The sequence below is a fragment of the Tardiphaga sp. 839_C3_N1_4 genome (assembly GCF_051811045.1).
Lineage (GTDB): Bacteria > Pseudomonadota > Alphaproteobacteria > Rhizobiales > Xanthobacteraceae > Tardiphaga.
Window position 1 is genome coordinate 2,459,900 of the sequence record NZ_JBPWQD010000001.1, and the last position, 20,151, is coordinate 2,480,050.

Sequence of the window (20,151 nt, forward strand, 5' to 3'; positions counted from 1 at the left end):
CTTCGACTCCTTGAATCGGAGCATAGGCATGCGAGACGCCACTTGCGCCTTGAAACGAGAGTCAGTCAATGAGCAGTCCCCAAATGCCGGCGCAAGATGTGTCCCACTTTGCCAGCAAGCAAAGACTTGCGGTCAAATGAGGCGACAGTGAGTCAGGGTAACAGCCGACAATGATCGCCGGGATTCGCGGGTCAGTTGGATTCCATGATCCATGCCCTACCCGCCTGCGCGACGGACGGCGCCACGTCGCGGCCGCAAAACTCCGCAGCGCGCTCGAATTGTTCCTGAATTTCCGATGTTACCACCCCATTTGCGGCATCGAGTTCCCGCAGCGAGATGGTCGATGTGAAGGTTCCGGCAAAACAGCTGCAGAACTTTTTGGAATCGCTCGAAGGTTTGTTCGGCCGCTTGCGAAAGTGGTTCGAACAGCTTGTTTCCAGATTGTTCGCCATCTGATCGATTTCGTTCGCATAGATCGGCGAGGCGATCACGGTGGCAAGTGCCAGTATAAATGTAGTTTGTCTCATAGTGCGATCATAACCTCGGTACTCCAGCAACGCATCGTCACTCTCGCGTCATCCTCAGGTTCCACGGGAGAAAGCTCGTGCTCACGCGCCTGTGTTCGGTATTCCGACATTCTGGGTTGAATTGTTGCAATTGTGACGGTTGAACGAATGAGCCGCATTGGCGATGTTCGCAAATGGGGCGGATGCCGAAACTGATTGTGATTCTGGCGATCTGCGGTCTGAGCGCCGCATTATTCGCATATTCAATCGGTTCTCTGCTACGCGACGATCTCGGCATTTTCAGCAGACATGTCAGGTCGATAACGCTACACTGTCCGGGATTGATTGCGCTGTTGCTTGCGCTCGAATTCCTGAGCACCAACTGGACCACGCCGTTGCAGGATAGCGGCATGCCCCATAGGGACGCCTTCATGGACAAGATCGCTCCGCATAAAGTCACGAAGGCCGATATCGTCTTCTCGGTCGGCCGCGGCCTCGTGATGGCTGCAGCCATCATCGGCGCCACATATTTCCTTGGAAGCTGGTATCTCGGCGGCAGCGACCTGGAATCGATCTACCAGACTGAAAGCTATAACGACGCCTCCACGACACCGCGAAGCGAACATGCGACTGCGCCCGGCACGACGGAAGAAGCGACGCAGTAAGACACTGCGCGCCTCCCCGTATCTGCGCAGATGCGCGAGCTAGTAAGCCACTGCTTGCGGCCGCCCGATGCCGCTGTAAAGAAATCCGTTCCGCGTCACTTCATCCGGCGAATAGATGTTGCGGAGATCGATGATCACCGGACAGGCCATGATCGCCGCCATCTCCTTGAGATCGAGCGCGCGGAACTGCTCCCATTCGGTGACAATGACCATGGCGTGACAGCCGCGGGCACATTCATATGGGCCTTCGCAAAAGGTGACGTTTTCAAACACCTTCTTCGCCTGCTCCATCCCGACAGGATCATAGACCCGCACTTCCGCGCCCATATCCTGCAGCGCCGTGATCAACGGGATCGACGGCGCGTCGCGCATGTCGTCGGTGTTGGGCTTGAAGGTCACGCCGAGAATGGCGATGGACTTGCCGCGCAGATTGCCGCCGAAGGCATGCGCGACCTTGCGCGCCATCGCGCGTTTGCGCTGGTCGTTGACGGCAACCACGGTCTCGACGATGCGCAGCGGCGCTTCGTAATCCTGGCCCGTCTTGATCAGTGCCAGCGTGTCCTTCGGAAAACACGAGCCGCCATAGCCCGGTCCGGCGTGGAGGAACTTCAGGCCGATCCGGTTGTCGAGGCCGATGCCCCGCGCGACTTCCTGCACATTGGCACCGACCTTCTCGGCGAGATCGGCGATCTCGTTGATGAAGGCGACCTTGGTCGCCAGGAACGAGTTGGCGGCGTATTTGGTCAGTTCGGCCGTGCGGCGATCCGTATACATGATCGGCGACGAGTTGAGATGCAGCGGCCGGTAGACTTCCGCCATGACGTCCTTTGCACGCTGGTCGCTGGAGCCAATGACGATACGGTCGGGATGTTTGAAGTCTCTGATAGCCGCGCCTTCGCGCAGGAATTCCGGATTCGAGACCACGGCGAATTCGGCCTCCGGGTTTTCCTCGCGAATGATGCGCTCGACCTCGTCGCCGGAACCGACGGGCACCGTCGACTTGTTGACCACCACGGTGAACTTCTTGATGGCCTTCGCGATCTCGCGCGCCGCTGCATAGACATAGGACAGGTCCGCATGACCGTCACCGCGCCGCGACGGCGTGCCGACGGCGATGAACACCACCTCGGCCGCACCGACAGCAGATGTGACATCGGTAACGAATTTCAGCCGCCCCTGCTTGGCATTGCTCGCAACCAGCGCATCGAGGCCAGGCTCATGGATCGGAATCTCACCGTTGTTCAGCGCATCGATCTTTCCCTGATCCGTATCGACGCAGGTGACGTGATGGCCGAAGTCCGAAAAGCACGCCCCCGACACGAGCCCCACATAGCCAGCGCCAATCATGGCAATTCGCATTGCATGTCCTGTCTTGTAAACAGTCCGCGGTCAGAACGACCCGGACATCCCCCGAGAATTCCGCATGCGCCTCAGCTGTTGAGGATCAACTCGCCGTCGAGATGCTGCGGAAAGAAAAAGAAGTTGTTGACGTAAGCTTGCCCGGGTTTACGGCCACCATTGGGCAGCAGCGCATCGGCGTCCTGCATTTCCCCGGCGTTGAAATGATCGATGGAGATCACCTCGTCGTCCTGAAGGAAGAAGCCGCGATAGGATTTGTCGCGAAAGAAATCGAACACCGAGCGCGTCGCCTCGGCACGGTGACGATCCTCTGCCTCGACAAGGAAGACCGGCTGGCACCGGTCGATCAGGCCGACGGCACCATGCAAGACGCTCAACTCGTGCCCCTCGACGTCCACCTTCACGAAGGACACGTCCTCGCGCACGACACCATCGAGGCGCGCCAATGGAACATGCGTGGTGATCAGTTGCTTCACCGACGGCTCATACTGCTGTTCAAGCGATGCCCGCCCGTAAACAAGGCCATCCTCGCCTTGCGGCGTATAGAGCTCGGCATCACCTTCATGATCCGAGAGAGCCACTTCATGAATGCGGACATTGGACGCGGAGGTGCGCCGGAGCAGATCGGCCATCTCGTGCGACGGCTCGAACGCATGGACCTGACCCGACAGCCGCGCCAGTTGCTGGGTATAGAGACCGCAATTGGCGCCGACATCCACCGTGACAGCACCCTGCGGCACGATCTTGTCGAGATAGGCCAGTTCACGCTCCGCCGATTTGGGACGCTTCATGAAGCGCCAGCGCAGATACATCGACGGGAAAGCGTCTTTCAGGAGTTGCTTGGTCCGTTGCGTCGCCGTCATGGCTGTCACCCTTCGTTCGAGGCTGGTTTCAAGGCAAAAAAATTCCGGGCGCCGGACGGGGGTCCGCCAGCGCAATGCCTGCGATGTGTGGTGTGATCGATGCCGCCGCTCAATCGGTCGTGGGCATCAGAAGGCATTACCGGAGAGGAATTCGCGCCGAACAGTCTGCACGATGATCATGATGTCCATACGCATCGACCATTTCTCGATATATTCGAGGTCGTAATCGATGCGCGAGATCGCCCGGGGCGCCTCGACAGTGCTGCCGCGGCAGCCGCTCACCTGGGCCAGACCGGTGATGCCGGGCCGTGCGCTGTGACGCGTAAAGTAATACGGCACGAGATCTTCATAGAGCACGTTGGCGGCCAGCATGCCCGGTACATGGGGCCGCGGCCCAACCAGAGACATATCGCCCTTGAGCACATTGATAAGCTGCGGAATTTCGTCGAGGCTGGTCTTGCGCAGCAGCTTGCCGATCCGCGTCACCCGGGCGTCGCCTTCGACCGTCTGCTGAATGCCGCGCTTATCGCCGGCATCGGTGCGCATCGAGCGGAACTTGTAGATCTTGAAGAAGCGGTTGCGGTAGCCGTAGCGATACTGGGTAAAGAACACCGGTCCCGGCGAGGTCGCCTTGATGATGATTGCAATCGTGATCAGCAGCGGCGCAAGAAACAGCAAGGCCGAGCCCGCGGCCACAATGTCGAACAATCGCTTGGCAATCGACTCCGACGGCTCGCACCGGGCAACCTGGTTCGTCCGGCGGCTGCGATAGGCGCTGTTGCGATAGGACCCGTGGCCGGCAAACTCGACCGGCCGCACAGAAATGAACTGCCGCTCCTTCCAGAGCGGTGTCACCTTGTTGCGATCAAAACCAACTGAAACTGTAGAGGCCATGCTCTCGCTCCCTGCTGGAACTTTGGTGCGCGATAATCGAACAGAAACATGCCTATGTGGCAGGCATGCGAATTCAGAACCCTTCCCTTCGACGAACATTCGCAATTGCGAAACCATCTTCGTCGATCAGCAAGAACCTTCATCACTGAAGATTTCTTAACTGTGCGAACGAATTAGGGCGGCAAAACGGTATTGGCGTGTAACATTACGCAGTCGCAATATTGATATAATTGTGCGGCGCGCAAAATTCGTTGTGCACGGAAGCGCTTAGATCGTTTTGTCCGTCTGTTGCGCTGCATCACGCTCACAGCAGCCATGCAAAATAATTACACGACGCAGATCGATGAATTGCATCGCGTCGCTGCGAGATCGGGTGCATGATCTTCGCAATTAACAAATCGCCACCAAGCGGCAATCGATTCGAGCTTGATTTTTCACTCGATACTAAAGCGCGCCCATTATGTTGCGCACTGAGACTGCTCACTCCGCCAGATATTTCGGCATCGCCATGGTCGCTCGACGAACACCTCAGATGACTACAGGGGACATTTCATTTCCCCCGCGCGCGATCGCCGTGGATAAGGCGGCGATCTCGAGCCCTGTGGATAGTTCTGCCAGCGATGTGCGTAACGCATCTGGCCGCAAACTGCGAAACAGACTTCTTCTTATCAACGCGGCCGTCTGGGTCGTTGTGATCGTCGCGGTTCGCATCATTTTCTTCTGAGCTCATCGCTATCCCCAAAGCTTTATGAGTCCCAAGGCGTTGCGCGGCCGATTGAATTTGACCGCGACGGTTCCCTGATCGTAGCTTGCGCGAAATGTCGCGCTCCCTCTCCAGGTCAGATTCGAACAAGGCGGCACTGCCGCCCGATACGCGTATCTATGCCATCGGTGATATTCACGGCCGCGCCGACCTGCTGCAGGAAACCATCGCGCGCATCGATGAGGACATCCGACGTCGCCCGATCACCTATGCGGCGGAAGTCTATATCGGCGATTACATCGATCGTGGCGCAGATTCGAAAGGTGTGATCGATTTGCTGGCAGTCCGCATGGTGCACAACCATGCAATCTGCCTACGCGGCAATCACGAAGCCATCATGGAAGACTTCCTGGAGGATGCCAGCGTGCTTGAGCACTGGCGCCAACTGGGCGGACTTCAGACTCTCGCGTCCTATGGCGTTTCTCCATCGCGCACGGCAACGGCGCGCGACGTGCAGAAAGCCTTTCACGCCGCATTCCCTCCGGCGCATGACGCTTTCCTGCGTTGCCTGCGGAACAATATCAGATGCGGCGACTTCCTGTTCGTTCACGCGGGCATTCGTCCCAATGTACCGCTCTCGTCTCAAGATCCGCATGATCTGATGTGGATCAGGGACGAGTTTCTGGATTCCAAGCGCGATCATGGCGTCTATGTGGTGCACGGACACACGCCGGTTCCCCATGCAGATATTAGAGATAACCGTGTGAATATTGACACAGGTGCGTGGCGCAGCGGCATCCTCACGTGCATTGCCATCGAAGGCACAGAAATTCTGGTTCTCTAAGAAGACATTAGTACGCAATCTGCGCACTCTCTGAGTACGCCACATTCTTTCGCCGTTTTTTGCCGGACACTCTCGCGCAATTGTCGTCTGCATCAATTGTCATCGAATTGATGCAGATGATCACATTGATGTTGTGTTGGGGGTCTACCATGTTGCGAACGAACCGATGCGCCGGCATTTTGATAGTACCGGTGCTTTCATTTTTCCTTGCTGGCGTCGCTCCGTCGATCGCGCTCGCACAGGACCAGCGGGTTTCTGCGGCTTCGCCGTCAGGCTCCTATCTTCTTGGACCAACTGACAGGATTCGTCTGAAGGTCTATGGCGAAGCTGATATCACCGGTGAATATGAAGTCGACAGCAACGGATTTGTATCGATTCCCCTTGCGGGCCACGTGAAGGCCGCTGGACTGACCACACGGCAATTAGAGAAGGGCATCTCCTCCGCGTTGGCCAAGGGAATCGTGCGAGACCCACGCGTGAATGTGGAAATCGCGCTGTATCGACCCTTCTATATCCTCGGCGAAGTGAAGAAGAGTGGCGAGTATCCTTATCGCATGGGCCTGACCGTGATGGATGCCGTCGCGACCGCAGGCGGGTTCACCTACCGTGCCAATGAGAACAAAGTGTATTTGCGGCGGTCGGGCTCAACCGTCGAAGAGATCTATGCGCTCGATTCGCCAGTCTTGGTATTTCCCGGCGACAATGTGCGTGTCCCAGAACGATACTTCTGAACTCATCATTTTTGATTTTGTCTGATGTGTAGTGACCGATGCGCGCCTTCATGTCGCGCGTCGCCATAGTCTCGACTTTTTGCGGTGCGTATTCTTGTGCAGTGCGACGAACTTTACTTCGTACTTCGCATTGTGGGCAGCAAAGAGAAGGGCGTTTCATCAGACGAGTGTTGAGTGCGCTAGTGGGGGCGCGACATTCATCACGGGCTTGCTGAGTTTGTAAGCGCCGGGATGAATTTCTAAGCGGCAATCAAGTCTCGACGACAATTCGATAGCGGAGGAATGCATGTCCTTCGCAAGGGATGAGTGATGAAATGTACGTTTGTATCAGCAGGATCGGATGCGATCGGCGAAGGACCGGAGGGGCTGCGGCCGATTCCCGTCACGCGCCGCGCTCTCCGTATCGCGCCATGGCCGGTCACGGCGATTCTGCTTGGTATTGCATCACCCGCCAATGCCCAGGCGATCCCGGCAACTAGCGACGAGCTCGCGCCGCCCTGGAATGCGCAACGGATTTTCGAACCGTCCGCGCTGCCCGATCTGGTCGACCGGGATAACCGCGAAGCAGTAGCGCCAGAGGACATGCCAGTAAAAAAGCGACAGCAACCTGGTTATGAACCCGTCGGCATCCGCCAGGGATCCTGGATGTTCAACCCGTCGCTGATGACGGGCGCGCTCTATGACAGCAATGTGTTTGCCTCGAACACCCAGAAGCGTGGCGACGTCGCGGCAGTGATCGAACCCAGCCTGCGTGCGCACACGCTGTGGGAGCGACATGGCATCGACATCAAGCTCAATTCACGAACCACGGCCTATAATGAAAATTCGAGTCTCGACCAGACCGATGTGAGCCTGAAGGGCGCCGGCTGGATCGATATCGCCAACGACATGGTCGTGCTGGGCAGTTTCCAGATCGCGCACCTCAATGAGGGCGTGGGTTCGCTGAGCTCGCCCTCCAATGCCGTGACACCGACGCCTTATAATCTGATGTCCGGCGACCTGACCGTTCGCAAGGAATTCAACCGGCTGGCGACATCGATCGGCGCACGCGTCGACTCCTACGATTACGGCACAGCGCGTGCGCAGGATGGCAGTCTGATTGACCAGAGCAGCCGCGATGGCCAGATCTATGCACTTCACGGTCGCGTCGATTATGCGTTCTCGCCTGTGCTCGGCTGGTTCGGCGGCGTCGAAGGCAACCAGCGCAACATCCGCGGCGTGCCCGGCCAGACGCTCGACTCCACCGGTTATCGCGCTCTATCCGGCTTGACCGTCGGTTTCGGCAATCTGCTCCGCGGCGAATTCGGCGGCGGCTATGTCGAGCAGCGGTTCGACAATCCTCTGATCGGCACCGTCGACGGACCGTCCTATCGCGCCAAGCTCACATGGAGCCCGACGCGATTGATGGACATCCACGTCAAGGCAGAGCAACTGGTCACGCAGACATCCGATACCAGCTCGACCGGCGTGCTGGCCAATGCCGTGCAGGTCGGCGTCGACTACGAACTGCGTCGCAACGTCATCCTGTCGCTGGCGGGCGCCTATGAGATCGATCGCTTCTTCGGCCAGGCCCGCAAGGATCGCGTGACCACGACCAATGCCAGCGTGAAGTATCTGATGAACCGCTTCAGCGCGATCTCGGCCTATCACCGCTACACATCGCGCGACAGCGATATACCCACCTTCAGTTACGACAAACATCAGGTAGGGCTCAATGTTACAGCGCAATTTTGACCAGCCTTATCCGGCGGCACCGGAACCGGTTCCGACCGCCGTTGCCGGTTGGCAGGCGCCGACCGTCGATCTCCGGGAAATGGCGCGCATCCTGCGCCGGCGCTGGCGCGCGGTCCTGCTGCCCGCCGCCGTGCTCGGCGGCATCGCCCTCGCTTATGTGGCGACGGCAACCACACTCTATACTGCGAACTCCACCGTGCTGGTCGATCCCCGACGCGCCAATGTGGTCGAAACCAATCAATCGGTGCTGACCAATTTCGGCACGGACGATGCGACCATCGAGAGCCAGACGCTGCTGATCCAGTCGCTCTCGATCCTGCAGCGCGTGGTCGACAAGTTGAAGCTGACGCAGGATCTCGAGTTCATGCCAAAGCCCGGCCTGCTCGACCCGATCCGCAATCTGTTTCGCAGCGACAGCCCCGTCGATGGCGTGAGCCCCGAAGACGCCGCGCGTGCATACTCTATATATCTGCTCCAGCGCCGCATGAAGGTGACACGACAAGGCACGACATTCCTGGTCGATATCGCCGTCAGCTCGGAATCGCCGCAGAAAGCCGCGACCATCGCCAATGCGGTAGCTGACGCCTATTTCGAGGAACAGGTCCGCGCCAAATTCGACGCGACGCGCATCGCAGCCAAATGGCTCGGCGGCCAGATCGATGCGCTGAAGAATCGCGTCGTCACCTCCGAACAGGCCGTCGCGGATTATCGTTCCGCCAATAACCTCGCGGTCTCGCAGGGCGTGACCGTCAATGACCAGCAAATCACCGATCTCAACAGCAAGCTGATTGCTGCCCGGGTGCAGACCGCCGAGGCGCGTGCCAAGTTCGATCAGGTGCAGCAATTGGCGAAAACCGGCGGCGATGCCGGCGGGCTCAATGCCGCCGTCTCCTCGGAGATGGTGAGCAAGCTGCGCGCGCAATATGCCGATATCGCCAAGAACGAAGCCGACCTGACCAGCAAATATGGTCCGCGGCATCCGCAGGTGGCCAATGTGCGGGCACAGCTCAAGGACACGCAGCGGCTGATCAACGAGGAAATCGGGCGAATCGTGCAGGGCACGGCGCATGATTATGACGTTGCGAAATCGCGCGAGGCGTCGCTGCAGGACAGTTTCGACAAGTTGCAGGGCGTCTCCAGCACGTCCGGTCAGGCCGTGGTCCGGTTGCATGAGCTGCAGCGCGAGGCCGAGGCCAACCGCACGCTCTATGAGTCATATTTGGCGCGCTCGAAGGAGACGACGGCGCAGGAAAGCCTGGAGATGCCGGACTCCCGCATCGTCAGCTTTGCCAGCATCCCGCTCAAGCCCTCAGCGCCGAAGACGATGCTTATTCTCGGCTTTGCCATTCTGCTCGGCCTCGGCGGCGGCACCGTGCTGGCATTCCTGACCGACTATCTCGACGGACGGATCAAGACGCTGGAACAAGCCGAAGAGATTTCGGGCGTTCCCGCCCTCGCAGCCTTGCCGTCAATCAGCAGCCGCGAACTCGCCGGGCGTGCCAAACGCGGCCGCACCGAACTCGGCAATTACGATCCACGCACCATGCGGCTGCTGCCGGCTGCATTGCAGCCACCACTGATGCGCTATGCCATTGAGGAGCCCGGCACATTCTTCGCCGAAGCGATTCGTGCCGTGCGTCTGGCGATCCAGCGTGCGCGCAAGATCGACACGGTCAAGGTCGTGCTGGTGACATCGGGCCTCGAAAGTGAAGGCAAGACGACCTTCGCCGGCAATCTGGCACTGTCCTTCGCCACGCTGGGCATCAAGACGCTTCTGATCGACGGCGATCTGCGCAATCCCGGCCTGACACGTGCTGTCAGCCCCAATGCCGATGCCGGCCTCCTGCAGGTGGCGACTGGCGAAGTGCCGCTGGAGCGCGCCATCCTGCTCGATCGCAGCACCGGCCTCTCGATTCTGCCTTCCCCCGCGATCAAGGATGTCGATGCCATCACCGAGTTGATGTTCTCCGAGCAGATCGTCGAAATCCTCGACCGCCTGAAGTCGCATTATGAATTGATCATCATCGACTCGCCGCCGTTGATCCCGCTGGTCGACGGCCGCGCGCTGGCCGAACTGGCCGACCGCATCCTGCTGGCCATGGCCTGGAATCAGACACCGCGCGAGGTCGTCGCCCACACGATGGAGCTGCTGGCTCCGGTGCATGATCGCATCCTCGGTACCGTGCTGACCCAGGTCGATCTCAGCAAGATCCGCTTCTACGACTATTATCGCAGCTCGGCCTATCTGAAGCCCTATGGTGTCGCCGCCGCCAGTGCGGGGGCCGCGCGTTGACATTGACCCGAACCGCACCGCTCAGGCTGCATCGCAACGGCGCCCTCGCCGCGGCGGGTCCGCGTGCGCGCGTTCCGCAACGACGTCAGATCGTCAATACGGCCCAGCTCATCAATTTCATGATCATGTGCGTCCTGCTGGGCGCCATCGTCGCAATCTTCACACTGTCCGGCGGCGTTCTGACCAATCTCAAGATCCACTACCTGACACCCGGCGGCAATTTTCTCGAGAAATTGCATCCCGGCACCTATGCGACATTCATCGCGACGCTTCTGCTGCTGATGCGCGACGGTGACCCGATCGGCGAGATCAACCGTGCCTTCACGGACGCCAAGCTTTTGCTGGTGCATCTGTTCTGCTGGTTCGTCCTGCTGATCCAGATGTTCGTGCTGGAACGCCCGTTCACGGTCATCATCGACACGTTCCTGCTGCCGGTCCTGCTGTGCCTGCTGATCTGGCGGCTGACGCCGGCGCAGCGGCGGCCGCTGGTCTGGGCCATCCATGCGACGCTGCTGCTCAACATCCTGATTGGCTATTACGAATATTTTTCCGGCCATCGCATCATTCCGCTGACACTCGGCAGCGTGCTGGTGGTCGGTGAATGGCGCTCGGCTGCGCTCCTCGGCCATCCGCTGACGGCCTCGGGCATCGTCGGCGCCTATATCATGGCGCTGGTGCTGCGACCGGCCATCTGCCCGCCGATCATGATCCGCGTGCCACTGATCGCCTTCAGTCTGGGCTCACTGATGGCCTTCGGCGGCCGTACCGCGCTGATGACGGTATTGCTCGTGTTGGCCTGCCTCGGTCTGCTTGAGACGATCCGGCTGATCCGCGGCAAGCGCGTGCCGCTGTTGTTCGCTGTCGGCGCAATCTGCTTTCTTTTTGCGGCGGCAGGCGTCGTGTTTGCTGCGCTCTATCTCGGCATCTTCGACAAGATGCTGTTGCGCTTCTCGTCGGACAAAGGCAGCGCCCTGGCGCGCTTTGCGACCTTCGACATGCTCAATCATTTCCAGTGGAGCGAACTGATCCTCGGACCCAATCCGGTTCGCGTGAACGCGCTGCAGTCGCAGCTCGGTCTGAATTATGGCATCGAGAATTTCTGGGTGTCCTGCATCGTGCAATTCGGCCTGATCCACACCATCCTGATCACGCTGGGTCTGACCTGCTTCTTCATCGAACTGCTGCGCCGGTCGGACCGCGCAGCCTTCGCCATCTTGCTGCTGATCCTGATGATTGCAGCAAGCTCGGTGAGCTTCTCGTCTAAGAACATCCAGCTCGCGCAGCTCGTTCTTCTCATCGCGCTGCTGTTGCCGCGCGAACGCGCGCCGGCCGTTGCGCCACCCCGCTATGTCCATCAGCGGCCGCCGATGGCGGCCCCGCATGTCCGCGCCGTCCCCCGGGATCAGGAGTTTGCATGACTATCTATGTCGATCACACCCATCTCGGACGCCATGTGACCGGGCTCGAACGGATTACGCTGGAGCTGTTCTCGGAACAGGCGCTGGCGCCGCTCGATGTCGTGCCCGTCACCTCGCGCGGCACCGGTCAGATGGTGGCGACGCAGACTTTCGGTCTGCCGATGCGCCTGACGTCTCCCTCGTCATTCCTACTGTGCCCCGGCTTTCCGCCAAGCCCGCTGCTGCGGATGTTTTCATCACGTGTGCTGCCCTATATGCACGACGACTTCCTGCTGACGCGACAGGCCGATCTCAATGCCCGCGCGCGACTCTATATGGCGACACCCTTCAAGATCGCGCTGAAGAACTATCCGCGCTTCCTGACCAATTCGCGCGACACCCAGCGCAAGCTCGCCGAGCATTGTCGCCCGGACGCCGAGATCACGCTGTATCGCCCGCCGGTGCGCAACGTGTTCAAGCTGGAATCCGCCGAGCGCACCGAGCGCGAGCCCGAGACGTCGCCGCTGCGCGTCGTGGCGCTCGGCACCGTGGAGCCACGCAAGAACTTCATCGCTGCGGCCAATATCGTCCGTGAATTACGCCAGCACGGTTTTCCCGGCGCCACCCTCGACATCGTTGGTCGCAAGGGCTGGGGCGATGACTGGAAGACGCTGGAACGCATGTCCTGCGTCACCTTGCATGGCTATCAGTCGTCCGAGAACGTAACGCGCATTCTCAATGAGGCCGATGTTTTCCTTTGCACCTCGCATGATGAAGGTCTCGGGTTGCCGCTGCTCGAAGCCCAATATGCCGGCCTGCCGATCGTGGCGCCGAATGCGCCCGTCTTCCATGAAGTACTGGGCACATCCGGCGTCTTCATCGATCCGTCGGACCACGGCACCGCAGCGTCACAGATCGGCGGGGCTATCGCGGCTTCGCAGTGGCGCAGGCAGTATGTTGCGGCGGCTACCGAGAACCTCGCGCGCTGGAACGCGCTGGCGGCGAGCGACCACGACGTTGTCATCGACCTGATCGCCGAACTCGCTGGCGGGCAGTTGGCCGGCCGTCGTCCAGCGGCGAAGCCCAACGTCGCGCATTAGGATCGACGCCGGCGTCCATGCCGGATCGGGGCACGCTCGGTCCGTTCAACAGGGGATATTGCTTCTTGCAGGATATCGACACCAGCACACGACATCTGGACGGGCTGCGCATCGTTGCGGCCAGCGCCGTCGTGATCCTGCACTATTCGGATTACATCAAGGAATTGCCAATCGGTCGCTTCATGGTGGACCACACCTGGCACTTCAATCTGTTTGTCGATCTGTTCTTCGTCATCTCCGGCTTCGTCATTGCCAGCCAGTATCTGGCGAAAGTCGGCTCACCCACCGCGGTGGGCCGCTTCCTGTGGCGGCGCCTCGCGCGGATCTATCCACTGCATCTGGCAACGCTGGCTTTCTACATAACGATCGCACTAGCGCTTCATGCCGGCATCGCCAAGACCGACAACCCGGCACGTTATCCATTCTCCGATCTGCCGGCGCAATTCCTGCTACTGCACGCCATCGATGGCGACCGGCTGACCTTCAATTTTCCGAGCTGGTCGCTGTCGGCCGAGTTCTTCTGCTACGTGCTGTTTCCGCTGATGGTGCTGACGATCGCGCGGAGCAGGACGGTGATTGTGGCCCTCGTCGTGCTGCCGCTGCTGGCCAACAGCATCTATGCCGTTGCCATGAGCACCGAGCCCTGGCCGGACTGGATCAACAAAGGAGGCGCGTTTCGCGCTTTGCCTGCCTTCAATCTCGGCATTGCCTGTTGGCTGTTTCGCGACCGGATTGCGCGGCTTCCGGCGCTACCGGGCCTGCTGACCACGGCCCTCGTCTTGTTCCTGATCTTCGGCGCGCAGCTTCCGATCATGGCAGCGCTGGCAGTCATCTATCTCATCGCCGTACTCGCCATCCATCACGATCTTTCCAGCCAGACCACCCTGTTCTCGCGCCTTGGTTTTGAGCGCTGGTCGTCGCTGACCTATTCCTCCTACATGCTGCATATTCCGGTCGCGACCGTCGTTCTCACGCTGGCGGCACGCTTCCTTGCCCCCGTCATTCCCGGCGGCAAGCTGACGCTGGTGCCGCTCGCCATTGCCGTTCTTGCCGCTGCTAGCATTCTGTCCCTGCGCTATTTCGAGACGCCGATGCGGCGCGCTCTCAATGAGGCTTACGATCGCCATTTCAGCACGCGAATTGCCGCGGCGACGGTGCCAAGGCAGACGTGACTGATGGTGGATGCAACGCAGACAATGTCCGGGACGGCGCGGCCGCTGGCTCAAGCGAGGGCGGCCAGCCGGGATATGGCCATCGACAGCATGCGCGGCCTCGCCATTCTGATGGTGATCGGTATCCATTCGCTGCAGCAACCGCTCGATGCATCGTGGAAAACCATGCTCGACGCGGCGCTGCGGCCCTGTGTGCCGATCTTTCTGTTCGCATCCGGCTATCTGACCGCGCTGTCGGGCCGCGTCCCGCTCAGCAAGCGCGTCATGGCCGCATTGATCCCCTACGCAATCGCTTTCGCTGCGGCCTATCTCTACATGGCGCTGCAGAATCCGGCGATGGATCACCGCCCAACGACAACGGCTGCCCGCTTCGTGCTCGCTTACGTGTTCGTGTATTATTATGTCTTCGTCTATCTCGGTTGTACGCTCATGCTCTGGCTGACCCTGTGGTTCGCCCATCGTGTGCCGTCCCAAGCCGATGAGCGACTGCGCGTCGTCCTGATGCTCGCCCTCGTCTTCGGACTGATCATCGGCAGCTATGTCGATCCCTTGCTGATCCAACGCGGGCTTTCCGAAGGACTGATCGAGGAAGTGCGCATGCGCGATATCCCGTTCTGGTTCAGCTTCGTGGCCCTGGGAATGCTGGTCGCCGGATCGATGGCGCGGCTGGCCCTTCCGCGGACGCGCCTGACGCTGACCGCTGCGGTACTGCTGGCCTATGTGATCTATGCGGCAGCGAGACTGCTCAAGATCGGCGACGCTGCCGATTATGATTCGATGGCGTTCTTCGGCTATGCCGCGGCGCTCTGCGTGCTATTGCTCGCACTCGGCTTCCGTGCGCCGGTCCTGGCCATGCTCGGATCCGGCAGCTACTTCATCTATCTCTGGCATATTTTCATTGTCATGGCCTTGCGCGATCATGGCGGGCTGCGCCAGTTCGGCCCGGTTGCGGGGACATTTCTGATGTATGCAATCACCGTCGCCTTGAGCCTTGTCGCGTTGCTCGCCGTGCAACGATGGGCGCCGCCGCGCGCGGCCCGCTGGCTCGGAGCCTGACCATGCTGCTGAAACGCACGATCCTTTATCTTCCCGCCCAGATCGTCGGCCCGTTGTTCCAGCTGGTCGCGATGATCGTGTGGACCCATGTGGTCAACGAGCATACGCTGGGTGTGATAACGCTGATTACGGCGACGCATGAACTACTGCAGATCGCGTTCCTGGCCTGGTGGTCGCAATATGCGCTGCGCTTCTTCGGCCGCTATCAGGACGGCGAACAGGCCGAACGCTTCTACCGCACCGAGAATGTCGTCATTCTTGTTTCGCTGGTGCTGCAGAGCGCCGCCGTCATCGGCGTGCTCTATACAGTCATTGCCACGGACACCAATCCAGCGCTGCTCGGCGCCACCGTCGCTTACGTCATCAGCCGCTCTCTCAATCTCTATATCGCCGAACGCGCCCGGGTCCGGCACCAGATCGGCGTCTACTCGATCCAGCAGATCGTCGGGCCGTCGATCGGCTTCATTCTCGGCCTGGTACTCATCAAGTTGATCGGCCCATCGCCGGAATGGCCGCTGCTAGGCTATGCCGCCGCGCAGCTCTTTGCCGCTTTGGTCGTCCTGCCCCATATCGGCTACAGCCGCCGCCTGTGGCCGATCGACCGCGAGATCATTCGCCATGCGGTGAGCTATGGCATCCCCCTGATTATCGGCGGCGCGCTAGGCTGGGTCGGCCTCAATGCATCGCGCTTTATCGTCAACGACATGCTCGGCGTCGCCGCCGCCGGTCTCTTTGCCGTTGGTTATGGTCTGGGCCAGCGCGCCGCGGCAGTGGCTGCGATGCTGGTGACGGCAGCGGCGTTCCCGCTGGCGGTCAAGAGCATGGAGCAAGGCGGCAGCAAGGCCGCAATGCGCCAGCTTGCCGACAACAGTGCACTGCTCATCGGCATTCTGGCGCCGAGCATTGCGGGCATCTTCCTGCTACGGGCCGAGATCGTGCACCTGCTGATCGCCACGCCGTTTCAACAGGTGACGCTGGCAATTCTGCCTCTCTCGGCCCTGGCCGGTTCGATCCGCAACATCCGCGCCCATTTCGGTGATCAGGTGTTTCTCCTGCACAGCAGGACCCAGCTCATGATCGTCGTCTCAAGCATCGACGCACTGGTGACGATTGTGGCGAGCTTCATCTGTATCCACTATTGGGGGCTCGTTGGCGCAGCCGGCGCGACAGTGCTGTCCGCCATCGCTGCGGCATTGACCAGCTTCATCATCGGCTTTTCGAAATTCGGCCTGACGCTGCCCTGGGCGCATCTCGCCCGCATCGTCCTCGCAACCGGGGCCATGGCGGCGCTCCTGACGCAACTGCCGGAAGCGCCAAACCATGTCTTGTTGGCGGCACATGTCGCCGCAGGCGCGGCGATCTATGTGTTGGTCCTTGCCATCCTTTACGGACCGACGTTGCTTCGAATGCTGCGCCGTCAGCCGCAACTCTCCGAGCTCTGATGTCTTGAAACCGTCACGACCGTTTGGCGGTCTCCAGGGCACGGGCCATTGCGTACCACAGCGGCTTTTTCTGCATGTTCTCATCAAACGGCAGCGGCCGTGGCAGTCGTTCTGCGAGAGGATTCTTCTTTCTCGCGGCATCCGTATAGAATGAATAGTGATCGGACAGCTGCCACGCGATCACGGCCTTGACCGCGGGAACCTGCAGCACAGTTTCGAGGAATTTCCCGCCGGTCTCCGCGATCATCTTGTCCCGCGTGGCCACGTCATCGGGGAACGTGTCGTCACGGACATCGAACTCGGTGATATAAATGTCGACCTTGCGTTCGGCGAGCGCGTGGACGAATTCCAGAAATCGCTGGGGATCGTGCGGATAGCGCGGCTGCAAGTGGCCCTGCAGGCCGACGACATCGAGCCGGACGCCGGCATGCTGCAATTCATCGACCAGACGCAACAGTCCGGTGCGCACCGCGAGACCGACATCGTCATCGCGTTCCGCCTGTGCCTCATTGAGCACAAGTTTAGTCTTCTTATCCACAGCACCGGCCCGCGCGAAGGCGCGCCTGATATAATCAGTGCCAAAGGCATCGTACCACGGGCCAAGGCGATAACCGCCGGGGGCCTTGTGACCGGGCCAGAACGGCTCATTCACGACGTCCCACGACTGCAATTGGCCGGCATAACGTCCAGCGACTTCATCGATATAACTATCGAAGAAGGCCTGACGCTCAGTATTGCTCATGGACTTGATCCATTGCGGAACCCATTCGTTCCAGATCAGACAATGACCGCGCATGGGAATGCGATTGCTCGCACAAAATTGTAGCAATCGATCAGCGCTCTCGAATCGTTTCGGACCCGCCATCGGCGCAAGCGTGCCCATTTTCAGAGCGATATCCGTCGTTATAATTTTCGTTTGTGTTGTGTAAAGCTCACGATATCCCACATCCTTGTCGATCACCGGCCCCGCAGCAGCGCCGAACATCAAACCATTTTTCGCCGCAATTGTACCAAGGCTCTGCGTTTGAGTCGCGCCGACTGCATGTCCTTGCATAGCAACTGTCGCGCCAGCGATGACTGCGAGCGACTTTCTCCTTGAACATTCGAACATATCCACTCTCCATCGATTCAAAATCGTGACTGCTATCTTTTCCATGTTGCGCGACAGCATCGCCATCGTTGCGTCGCAATAGTTCGTTTTGATGTCCATGATGTCGAGGAGATGATTTTCGACTCACTTTTCTTTGCTGCATCGGCAGCAAGCAGGTGTGCACTTCGTTCAAGCGTACCTCGGCTACATCGTCATCAGGGGACCGACATGTCGAAGACGCAGGCGCCACACGCCAAAAATCTCACCGTTGACGGAGTCACCGTGAACGTTTCATCGCTCGACGAAGCCGTTTTATCGATCGTAGAAGCGGCCGAACGCGGCGATAACTTCAGTGTATGCACGCTCAATCTCGATCATGTCGTACATCTGCAACAAAAGCCCGATTTTCGCGCAGCCTATCGGCGTGCACGCTTCGTGACTGCGGATGGCTTTCCGATCGTCGTTCTCAGTCATCTGCTCGGCAAACCTATTTCGCGAACAACCGGCGCTGATCTTGCCGCTCCCTTGTGTGAAGCTGCAGGCAAGAAGGGACTTCCCATCTTTCTGTTCGGTTCCGACAGGTCAACGCTGGACAAGACTGCAGCGGAATTACGCAAACGATATGAAGGCTTGCAGATCGTCGGCACCTTCGCGCCTGGCCGCAACTTTGAGGCCTATTCAGCCGAGGCCGATACAGCAATTGCACAGATCCGTGCATCCGGCGCAAAGCTTTGCTTCCTCGCGCTGGGCGCACCCCGACAGGAAGTGTTTGCGTCGCGCTGTATCGACGAGCTGGACGGCACCGGCTGCCTGTGTTTCGGCGCGGCGCTCGACTTCATCGCGGGTACACAGGTTCGTGCACCGATGTTCACCCAGCGCACCGGTCTCGAATGGGCCTGGCGCATGTTGCGGGATCCGCGCCGCCTTGCGCCCCGTTACGCACGCTGCGCTGCCGCCGTGCCGCGTTTGATCGCCAGTACGCTTCCACAAATCCTGAATGCTCGCATGAGGAAAGCCGCATGACCTCGACACTCACTCTGGGTCTTCGCGCCCGGAACGCCGCGCCGGCCAAGCAACGCTATCAGATCTGCCTCATCCACCCGTTCGATCCGCGCGGCCAGAAGGTGGGTGGGTTGGAGACCTATATCCGCGACTTCATCACATTCCATCCCACGGACACGGACATCCTGTTCGTTGGCGTGGATTCGATCGGCGATCTCAAGCTCGGCGAAGTGCGACGTCTGACTTTCCGCGGGCGCGACTTCGACTTTCTCCCGATCCTGCACTATTCCGACCAGCAGGCCCGAGAGGCCGCGCGCACCATCCGCTCGTCGCTGACCGGCCAGTTCTTCATGGCCTTGCTGCGCTATTTCGGCCCGGTCTCGCGGCTGATCCGGGAACGCGGCTGCACAGTCGATCTTCGCCGTGTTGAATTCTCTTGGCTGCCGACGCTGCTGCGGCGCCCCTTCATCCAGATGCTGCATGGCGAGGGCGCGCCGAAGCTGCAAATGGATTCGCTCCTGAAGAAATATTCGTTCGTGCACAATATCGGGGAGCGTTTCGCGGTCACGACCAGCGCAAAATTTCTGTGCGTGAACCCGTTCATCACCGAACGGCTGCAAAAGACCTATCCCGGCCAGAGTGGCAAGATCGATACGCTATGGACCTGGGTCAACACCGACATCTTCAAGCCACAGCCGTTTCCGGCGATGACCGAGCCGTTCCGAATCATCTTCGCGGGGCGCCTTGACGAGTTCAAGGATCCGCCGTTGATGTTCAGCACCATCGCCCGCCTGCGCGAGCGGCTGCATGGTCATCTCGAATTCCATTATATAGGGACCAGCGATCCGCATCGCTTTGCCGAATTCGCCGCTATCGAAGACATCACGATCCGGCATGGCTTCAAGGACGCCGTCGGCATGGCCGCAACACTGGCCAATGCCCATGCAGGCATCCTGACGTCGGAATTCGAGGGCATGCCACGCTGCGTGCTCGAGACGCTTGCGGTCGGCCGCCCGGTCGTCGCCGTGCACCTGCCGCAGCTGGAATCGGTGATCCATGATGGCGAGAGCGGCTACCTGATTTCCCGCAGCTCATCCCGCGACGAGATGATCGAGAACCTAGCCCAACGTTTCCTCGATACCCGCGATGCGATCGGCACCGGCGAGATCAACCCGGCGCAGGTTGCCAGCGCGATCGATAATTTCACACCAGCGACACAGCTGGCGCGCGTCTTTACCTATCACCAGGACATCCAGAATGCGCGCAACATGACCATGACGCCCTCCGCGGCACACTGAGG

General features: G+C 59.8%; 17 protein-coding genes. 12 read left to right on the forward strand and 5 right to left on the reverse strand.

Annotated elements, in window-relative coordinates; all coding sequences use genetic code 11:
• Nucleotides 1-191 precede the first annotated feature (191 nt).
• Nucleotides 192-491 (reverse strand): hypothetical protein, encoded by a 300-nt coding sequence (locus AB8A38_RS11750; RefSeq protein ID WP_089268055.1) that lies wholly within the window; start codon nt 489-491, stop codon nt 192-194.
• A 218-nt stretch (nt 492-709) separates the two neighbouring features.
• Between AB8A38_RS11750 and AB8A38_RS11755 the strand changes: the two genes are divergently transcribed.
• Nucleotides 710-1,171: a hypothetical protein gene (locus AB8A38_RS11755; protein WP_439086113.1), complete on the forward strand. Its 462-nt coding sequence runs from the start codon at nt 710-712 to the stop codon at nt 1,169-1,171.
• A gap of 39 nt (nt 1,172-1,210) precedes the next feature.
• On the opposite strand, the gene AB8A38_RS11760 is transcribed toward AB8A38_RS11755, so the two are convergent.
• The 3 genes from AB8A38_RS11760 to AB8A38_RS11770 form a co-directional block, all read right to left on the reverse strand.
• Entirely contained in the window at nt 1,211-2,530 is a 1,320-nt protein-coding gene (locus AB8A38_RS11760) for a UDP-glucose dehydrogenase family protein (protein ID WP_315841026.1), read from the reverse strand.
• A gap of 71 nt (nt 2,531-2,601) precedes the next feature.
• Complete coding sequence (locus AB8A38_RS11765) at nt 2,602-3,393, reverse strand: FkbM family methyltransferase (RefSeq protein ID WP_092149417.1); 792 nt, start codon at nt 3,391-3,393, stop codon at nt 2,602-2,604.
• A 126-nt stretch (nt 3,394-3,519) separates the two neighbouring features.
• Nucleotides 3,520-4,287, reverse strand: a complete 768-nt coding sequence (locus AB8A38_RS11770; protein ID WP_315841025.1) for an exopolysaccharide biosynthesis polyprenyl glycosylphosphotransferase — start codon at nt 4,285-4,287, stop codon at nt 3,520-3,522.
• 818 nt (nt 4,288-5,105) lie between these two features.
• Here AB8A38_RS11770 and AB8A38_RS11775 point away from each other — a divergent pair.
• From AB8A38_RS11775 to AB8A38_RS11815, 9 genes are all read left to right on the forward strand, one after another.
• Entirely contained in the window at nt 5,106-5,834 is a 729-nt protein-coding gene (locus AB8A38_RS11775) for a metallophosphoesterase family protein (RefSeq protein ID WP_439086114.1), read from the forward strand.
• Between the two features lie 149 nt (nt 5,835-5,983).
• Nucleotides 5,984-6,565 carry a polysaccharide biosynthesis/export family protein gene (locus tag AB8A38_RS11780; protein WP_439086115.1) on the forward strand — a complete coding sequence of 194 codons (582 nt, stop codon included), beginning with the start codon at nt 5,984-5,986 and terminating at the stop codon, nt 6,563-6,565.
• Between the two features lie 309 nt (nt 6,566-6,874).
• Entirely contained in the window at nt 6,875-8,299 is a 1,425-nt protein-coding gene (locus AB8A38_RS11785; protein ID WP_175366891.1) for an outer membrane beta-barrel protein, read from the forward strand.
• Complete coding sequence (locus tag AB8A38_RS11790) at nt 8,280-10,592, forward strand: GumC family protein (RefSeq protein ID WP_439086116.1); 2,313 nt, start codon at nt 8,280-8,282, stop codon at nt 10,590-10,592. The genes AB8A38_RS11785 and AB8A38_RS11790 overlap by 20 nt, the downstream gene beginning before the upstream one ends.
• Nucleotides 10,589-12,010: a VpsF family polysaccharide biosynthesis protein gene (locus tag AB8A38_RS11795; protein ID WP_315841022.1), complete on the forward strand. Its 1,422-nt coding sequence runs from the start codon at nt 10,589-10,591 to the stop codon at nt 12,008-12,010. The genes AB8A38_RS11790 and AB8A38_RS11795 overlap by 4 nt, the downstream gene beginning before the upstream one ends.
• A complete protein-coding gene (locus AB8A38_RS11800; RefSeq protein ID WP_439086117.1) occupies nt 12,007-13,089 on the forward strand; it encodes a glycosyltransferase family 4 protein in 1,083 nt (360 codons plus the stop codon). Before AB8A38_RS11795 ends, AB8A38_RS11800 begins: the two co-directional genes overlap by 4 nt.
• Nucleotides 13,090-13,154: 65 nt before the next feature.
• Nucleotides 13,155-14,261 carry an acyltransferase family protein gene (locus AB8A38_RS11805; protein WP_439086118.1) on the forward strand — a complete coding sequence of 369 codons (1,107 nt, stop codon included), beginning with the start codon at nt 13,155-13,157 and terminating at the stop codon, nt 14,259-14,261.
• Between the two features lie 3 nt (nt 14,262-14,264).
• Nucleotides 14,265-15,317 carry an acyltransferase family protein gene (locus AB8A38_RS11810; protein ID WP_439086119.1) on the forward strand — a complete coding sequence of 351 codons (1,053 nt, stop codon included), beginning with the start codon at nt 14,265-14,267 and terminating at the stop codon, nt 15,315-15,317.
• Between the two features lie 2 nt (nt 15,318-15,319).
• Complete coding sequence (locus AB8A38_RS11815; protein WP_439086120.1) at nt 15,320-16,759, forward strand: oligosaccharide flippase family protein; 1,440 nt, start codon at nt 15,320-15,322, stop codon at nt 16,757-16,759.
• A 13-nt stretch (nt 16,760-16,772) separates the two neighbouring features.
• Here AB8A38_RS11815 and AB8A38_RS11820 read toward each other — a convergent pair whose 3' ends face one another.
• Nucleotides 16,773-17,969 carry an endo-1,4-beta-xylanase gene (locus AB8A38_RS11820; RefSeq protein ID WP_315841017.1) on the reverse strand — a complete coding sequence of 399 codons (1,197 nt, stop codon included), beginning with the start codon at nt 17,967-17,969 and terminating at the stop codon, nt 16,773-16,775.
• Between the two features lie 12 nt (nt 17,970-17,981).
• Between AB8A38_RS11820 and AB8A38_RS11825 the strand changes: the two genes are divergently transcribed.
• Entirely contained in the window at nt 17,982-18,872 is an 891-nt protein-coding gene (locus tag AB8A38_RS11825) for a WecB/TagA/CpsF family glycosyltransferase (protein WP_439086121.1), read from the forward strand.
• Complete coding sequence (locus AB8A38_RS11830; protein ID WP_439086122.1) at nt 18,869-20,149, forward strand: glycosyltransferase; 1,281 nt, start codon at nt 18,869-18,871, stop codon at nt 20,147-20,149. Before AB8A38_RS11825 ends, AB8A38_RS11830 begins: the two co-directional genes overlap by 4 nt.
• The last annotated feature ends 2 nt before the right edge of the window (nt 20,150-20,151 follow it).

Coding starts and splice junctions, on each gene's coding strand:
- AB8A38_RS11790 (WP_439086116.1), top strand. CDS start 8,280: ATGTTACAGCGCAATTTTGACCAGCCTTATCCGGCGGCACCGGAACCG.
- AB8A38_RS11785 (WP_175366891.1), top strand. CDS start 6,875: ATGAAATGTACGTTTGTATCAGCAGGATCGGATGCGATCGGCGAAGGA.
- AB8A38_RS11755 (WP_439086113.1), top strand. CDS start 710: ATGCCGAAACTGATTGTGATTCTGGCGATCTGCGGTCTGAGCGCCGCA.
- AB8A38_RS11830 (WP_439086122.1), top strand. CDS start 18,869: ATGACCTCGACACTCACTCTGGGTCTTCGCGCCCGGAACGCCGCGCCG.
- AB8A38_RS11825 (WP_439086121.1), top strand. CDS start 17,982: ATGATTTTCGACTCACTTTTCTTTGCTGCATCGGCAGCAAGCAGGTGT.
- AB8A38_RS11815 (WP_439086120.1), top strand. CDS start 15,320: ATGCTGCTGAAACGCACGATCCTTTATCTTCCCGCCCAGATCGTCGGC.
- AB8A38_RS11800 (WP_439086117.1), top strand. CDS start 12,007: ATGACTATCTATGTCGATCACACCCATCTCGGACGCCATGTGACCGGG.
- AB8A38_RS11775 (WP_439086114.1), top strand. CDS start 5,106: ATGTCGCGCTCCCTCTCCAGGTCAGATTCGAACAAGGCGGCACTGCCG.
- AB8A38_RS11770 (WP_315841025.1), bottom strand. CDS start 4,287: ATGGCCTCTACAGTTTCAGTTGGTTTTGATCGCAACAAGGTGACACCG.
- AB8A38_RS11820 (WP_315841017.1), bottom strand. CDS start 17,969: ATGGACATCAAAACGAACTATTGCGACGCAACGATGGCGATGCTGTCG.
- AB8A38_RS11760 (WP_315841026.1), bottom strand. CDS start 2,530: ATGCGAATTGCCATGATTGGCGCTGGCTATGTGGGGCTCGTGTCGGGG.
- AB8A38_RS11780 (WP_439086115.1), top strand. CDS start 5,984: ATGTTGCGAACGAACCGATGCGCCGGCATTTTGATAGTACCGGTGCTT.
- AB8A38_RS11765 (WP_092149417.1), bottom strand. CDS start 3,393: ATGACGGCGACGCAACGGACCAAGCAACTCCTGAAAGACGCTTTCCCG.
- AB8A38_RS11810 (WP_439086119.1), top strand. CDS start 14,265: ATGGTGGATGCAACGCAGACAATGTCCGGGACGGCGCGGCCGCTGGCT.